The sequence below is a fragment of the Micromonospora sp. genome, from assembly GCF_048594385.1.
GTDB lineage: Bacteria > Actinomycetota > Actinomycetes > Mycobacteriales > Micromonosporaceae > Micromonospora > Micromonospora wenchangensis.
On the sequence record NZ_JBMDWU010000205.1, the window covers coordinates 1 to 4,954 of the forward strand.

The window sequence follows — 4,954 nt, forward strand, 5'->3', positions numbered from 1 at the left end:
GTGAAGTACTCCACGCCCATGAACTCCGCGCCGAAGTTGCCGGCGATCGCGTACAGCCAGGAGTTGGCCGGGATCTGGGTGGCGTGCGCCCGCATCGCCGCCTCCTTGGCGGCGTGCTGGTCGGTGCCGTCGATCCGGGCGGCGATCTGGTCGTCGGGGGTGCCGAACGGCAGGTCGTCGACGCTGTCGATGGCGGCGAAGGGGTTGTCCGACGACTCGGTGAAGTGGCTCATCCCGGCCTCCAGGACGCTGCGCGGCATCGCCGTCCAGTAGACCTTGGCCGGGGCGATGCCCTCCGCGCCGGCCAGCTCGTGCGCGCGCATCGCCACCCGGTGCGCCTGGATGTGGTCCGGGTGCCCGTAGAAGCCGTTCGGGTCGTAGGTGACCATGACCTGCGGGCGGACCTCCCGGATCACCGCCAGGAGCTGCCCGGCGGCCTCGTCGAGGTCGGCCGCCCAGAACGCCCGGGGGTGCCCGTTGGTGGGCATGCCCATCATCCCCGAGTCCCGGTAGCGGCCCGCGCCGCCGAGGAACCGGTGGTCGGTGACGCCGAGCGCGGCGCAGGCGGCGGCCAGTTCACCGATCCGGAACCCGCCGAGCTGGTCGGCCTCGGCGGCGGCGAGCTGCGCCAGCGCCGGCACGTGGATCTCGCCCTCCTCGCCGAGGGTGCAGGTCACCAGCGTGACGTGGGCCCCGGCGGCAGCGTAGTGCGCCATCGTCGACCCGGTGCCGATGGACTCGTCGTCGGGGTGCGCGTGGACCAGCAGCAGGCGTCGGTCGGGCAGCGTCGTCACGACCGTCACTCTAACCGGCGGTCCCCGGGCCCCGGGGCGTACGCGTCCAGGCAGGTAGGCCACATCACGCCCGGCCCGGCTCTACGATCCGGGTTGTGGACTTTCCCGAGCTGGCCGCCCGTACCCGTCGGTTCAGCCACGGGGCGCCGCGCGCCGTTTCCGTGGCAGACGACGGTTCCCGGGTGGTCTTTCTCCGCTCGGGCGGCCCGGAGGATCCGGCCGACGCGCTCTGGGCGCTGGAGACCGCCTCCGCCGAGGAACGGCTGATCGCCGACCCGGCCATGCTGCTCGGCGAGGACGCCGACCCGACGGCGCTGGCCCCGGGCGAGCGGGCGTTGCGCGAACGTCGCCGGCTCACCGCCGCCGGCATCGGCTCGTACGCGCTGGACGGCGCGGGCCGGGTGGCGGTGTTCGCGCTGGCCGGCCGGTTGTTCCGGGCCGACCTGGTGCACGGCGACGTGATCGAGGTGAGCACCGTCGGACCGGTGATCGACCCCCGGCCCGACCCGACCGGGCAGCGGGTGGCGTACGTGACCGACGCCGCCGACGGGGTACGCCGGGGCGAGCTACGGGTGGTCGCCCCGGACGGCACCGACTCCCTGCTGGCCGGTGAGGACGGCGGGGTGACCTGGGGGCTCGCCGAGCACGTCGCGGCGGAGGAGTTCGGCCGGTTCCGGGGCTACTGGTGGGCCCCGGACGGACGGATGGTGCTCGCCGCCCGGGTCGACGAGTCCCGGCTGCCCCGCTGGCACCTGCACGACCCGGCGGACCCGGCGACCCCGCCGACCACCGTCGCGTACCCCCGGGCGGGTGGGCCGAACGCCGAGGTCAGCCTGCACCTGCTCGACCTGGACGACGGCTGGGTCGACGTGCACTGGGACCGGGAGACCTACCCGTACCTGGCGTCGGTCGACTGGGCCGACGGCAACCCGCTGATCACCGTGCTGCGCCGGTCGCAGCAGCACGGCCTGGTGCTGGCGGTGGACCCGCGTACCGGGGAGACGCAGGTGCACGCCGAGCTGGCCGATCCGCGCTGGGTGGAGCCGATCCCGGGCACCCCGGCGCACCTTCCCGACGGCCGGGTGCTGGTCGGCGGCGAACTGGCCCACGACGGGTACGACGCCCGCTGCCTGTTCGCCGACGGCACCCTGCTCACCCCGCCCTCGCTGTACGTGCGGCGGGTGGTGGGCCGGCTGCCCTCCGGCCCCGGCCCGGCCGACCTGCTGGTGGAGGCGAGCGAGGGTGAACCGAGCCAACGGCACCTCTACCGGGTCCGTACGGCGATCGGTGGTGGGGTGGACGCCCGCCGGATGAGCAGCACCCCCGGCTGGCACACGGCGGCGGTCGGCGGGGACACCCTGGTCGTCGGCACCGCCTCGCTTGACGACGCGGGGACGACCTGGTCGGTGTGGCGCGGCGACGGCGAGGTGGCCCGGCTGCGGTCGCTGGCCGCCACCCCCTCCTCGGCACCCCGGCCGATGCTGGTCCGGGTGACCGACAGACGGTTACCGACGGCGGTGCTCTACCCGTCCGAGCACGTCAAGGGCACCCGGTTGCCGGTGCTGCTGGACGTCTACGGCGGCCCCGGCCACCAGGAGGTGGTGGCCGCCCGGTCGGCCTGGCTGGAACGGCAGTGGTGGGCGGACTCCGGGTTCGCCGTGGTCACCGTCGACAACCGGGGTACGCCGGGCGTGGCGCCGTCGTTCGAGAAGGCGATCCACCGGCGGGTGGCCGACGTGATCCTGACCGACCAGGTGGACGCGTTGACCGCGCTCGCCGGCAAGCACCCCGACCTGGACCTTGCGCGGGTGGCGATCCGGGGGTGGTCGTTCGGCGGCTGGCTGGCCGGGCTGGCGGTGCTGCGCCATCCGGAGCTGTTCCGGTGCGGCATCGCCGGTGCCCCGGTCAGCGACTGGACGCTGTACGACACCGCGTACACCGAGCGCTACCTCGGCCTGCCCGACGACGGCATCGACGTGTACGGGCACCACTCGCTGGTGGAGCTGGCGGCGGAGCCGCTGCATCCCGGCGAACCGGCCCGGCCGCTGCTGCTGGTGCACGGCATGGTCGACGACAACGTGGTGGCCGCGCACACGCTGCGGCTGTCGGCGGCGCTGCTGTCGACCGGCCGGCCGCACGCGGTGCTGCCGCTGACCGGGGCCACCCACATGGCGGCCGGGGGGCTGTCCGAACGCCTGCTCCGCCTGGAACTCGACTTCCTCCGCACCCACCTGGGCTGAGCCGTGGCGGGACCGTCCCGCCGGATCAGGTCGGGGGGTCGCCGGGCGGGCGACCGCGCGGTGCAGCGGGCGGTGCGGCGGCGACCGGGCGGGTCAGCGGGCGGCGGACCGCCGGCCGGCCGGGTCAGCCGGCGGTGGGGCGGCGGGCCAGCAGGGCGAACGCGTTCGGCAGGCGGCCCCGGAAGGCCGCCGCGTCGACGTCGCCCATCCGCCAGAACGGCTCCGCGTACTCGTCGAGCCGCCGGATCTCCAGGCCGGCGGTGACCACGGCGGTGACGATCCGGCCGAGCGTCCACTGCCACATCACCGCCCCGTGGGCCGGGAAACTGTCGTCGGCGCACACGAACGAGCGGCCGAAGTAGCTGCGGTCGGGTCGGATGCGCGGCTCGTCGGGGTCCCAGGTCCACAGGTCGGTGGCCGGGTGACCGTCGTGGACGAACAGGTGGCCGCCGGGACGCAGCAGCCGGGCCATCTCCGCGGCCCAGGCGTCGATGTCGGGCATCCAGATCAACGCGCCCTTGCCGGTGTAGACGAGGTCGACGCAGCCGTCGCGCAGCGGCACGCCGGGGACCGTCCCGAGCAGGTAGTGACAGGCGGCACCGAGGTGATCGGCGCGCCCCCGCGCGCCGTGGATCGCGTGCTCGCTGTAGTCGACGCCGATCACCATCCGGGCACCGGCGTCGACCAGGGCGATGTCGTCCTGGCCGTTGCCGCTCTGCGGATGGACCACCAGCGGTCGGGTCGCCAGGATGTCGCGCAGCAGCGCGCGTTCACTGGGGATGAGCGTGACGCCGGCCGCCGCCTCGGCCGTCATCTGGTCGTTGGCCCAGACCCGATCCTGGTGGGCCAGTTCCCAGGCGGTCCGGTTGGCGCGCGACGTCGGGTCCATGCCCTGCACTCTCCCGACCGACCGACCGACGGTCAATCGATTTGCATCTCTGCCTGACGGCCGGCGCGGGTGGCGACGCCGGCCCGGTCTCCGGGCGCGGGGCGACGGGCGACCGTGACGGCCTTTTCCGACGTTCTTCTCAGAACCCTCTGAAATCGCCCTGCCACTCTGGTCGGCGACCGCGTCATGCCGGACAGGTAAGGAGCCGATGATGAAGTTCCCCCGCACCGCCCGCCGGATCACCGCACCCGTACTGGCCGCGATGCTGCTCGCCCTCGCCGGCGGCAGCCCGGCCGCGGCGTCGCCCGCCCCGGTCACCTCGTCGACCTGGACCCTGACGGAGCTGCCGCAGCGGATCTGCGCCACCCCCGACGACCCGCGCGCCCTGTACTTCTTCGTCGTCCTCGACGGCACGTGGACGACGACGATCACCGCCGGCTACACCGGGATGCCCGCCGGCACCGAGGTCTACAGCCCGCAGAGCACCCCGCCCGGGTCCGGGGACGGCCATGTCGTACAGATCCTGGCCGCGTTCCGCCTGCACAGCGCCCCGATCGGGCACTACGTCCCACTCCTGCACGCCTCGGACGGCACCGTCACCCAGAGCGTCCCCGTCACCCTCGACATCCAGTCCTCCTGCTGAGAAGCCCCACTTGATCAACTCAACATCACCGAAGTAGCGGTGTCAGCACCCCAGGACACCCCAACATCACCCCAAGGGCCCCCACCCGCCCGGCCACGCCCCCGCCTTGCCGTGCTCCAGCACGGCGACCGGTTGACCGTGCGCAGCCTGCCCGGCTCGGCGGCATCGTCACTGTCGCTGGATCTCAGCGTGGACGGTGCCGTCGTCACCGGGACCTGGGTGGAGCAGACCGACCCCGCCGGCCACGACCGGGGAGCCCGCTACCACGGCGCCATCCAACTGCTGGTGGAGCCGACCGGTCGACGGATGGCCGGGAAGTGGGTCGGGTTCGGTAAGGACATGGACGTCAACACCGGCCCCTGGGAGCTGACCTTCCAGGACGCCTCGA

General features: G+C 73.9%; 4 protein-coding genes and 1 pseudogene. 3 read left to right on the forward strand and 2 right to left on the reverse strand.

Annotated elements, in window-relative coordinates; translation table 11 throughout:
* Positions 1 to 803 (reverse strand): N-acetyl-1-D-myo-inositol-2-amino-2-deoxy-alpha-D-glucopyranoside deacetylase (gene mshB, locus ACOJTC_RS11090; protein WP_420116781.1); only part of this gene is annotated, 803 nt, incomplete at its 3' end.
* 86 nt (positions 804 to 889) lie between these two features.
* Between mshB and ACOJTC_RS11095 the strand changes: the two genes are divergently transcribed.
* Positions 890 to 3,034, forward strand: a complete 2,145-nt coding sequence (locus ACOJTC_RS11095; RefSeq protein WP_420116782.1) for a prolyl oligopeptidase family serine peptidase — start codon at positions 890 to 892, stop codon at positions 3,032 to 3,034.
* Between the two features lie 124 nt (positions 3,035 to 3,158).
* Here ACOJTC_RS11095 and ACOJTC_RS11100 read toward each other — a convergent pair whose 3' ends face one another.
* Positions 3,159 to 3,923, reverse strand: a complete 765-nt coding sequence (locus ACOJTC_RS11100) for a class I SAM-dependent methyltransferase (RefSeq protein WP_420116783.1) — start codon at positions 3,921 to 3,923, stop codon at positions 3,159 to 3,161.
* A gap of 211 nt (positions 3,924 to 4,134) precedes the next feature.
* Here ACOJTC_RS11100 and ACOJTC_RS11105 point away from each other — a divergent pair, with 211 nt between their 5' ends.
* Together ACOJTC_RS11105 and ACOJTC_RS11110 are read left to right on the forward strand one after the other, a co-directional pair.
* On the forward strand, positions 4,135 to 4,566 hold the full coding sequence (locus ACOJTC_RS11105) for a DUF5980 family protein (RefSeq protein ID WP_420116784.1): 432 nt from the start codon (positions 4,135 to 4,137) through the stop codon (positions 4,564 to 4,566).
* A gap of 105 nt (positions 4,567 to 4,671) precedes the next feature.
* Positions 4,672 to 4,954: pseudogene (locus ACOJTC_RS11110) on the forward strand (XRE family transcriptional regulator); the annotation flags it as partial.